Here is a 243-nt window from a genome sequence, read left to right as displayed (position 1 = left end):
GGCTTGTATTTGGCGCTTCTTGAGTGCTAACTAGCTGCTCTAAATAAGTAAAGGCTGCAATAAGCTGGCTTGCTTGGCGAAGAGATTGATCAACCGCCACTAACGAATCGCCTTGCTCGGCAATAAAGTGAGTGCTAGGCGCGCCTTGTTTAAAGCTAGGGTGCACAGCTAAGTTATGTAAAAAGCCAATGTTAGTACTAAAGCCCGCTAAGTGAAATTGCTCAAGCGCGTGTTGTAAACGGC

At 46.5% G+C, this 243-nt stretch carries 1 pseudogene; it reads right to left on the bottom strand.

The features are described 5' to 3' along the window. Positions 1-243 (bottom strand): annotated as a pseudogene (locus AAEY62_RS24235) (3-methylcrotonyl-CoA carboxylase); the annotation flags it as partial.

Source organism: Pseudoalteromonas sp. GW168-MNA-CIBAN-0100, assembly GCF_040309225.1.
Lineage (GTDB): Bacteria > Pseudomonadota > Gammaproteobacteria > Enterobacterales > Alteromonadaceae > Pseudoalteromonas > Pseudoalteromonas arctica.
Note: the sequence above shows the minus strand (reverse complement) of the source record. Positions and strands in the feature narration are given on the sequence as shown.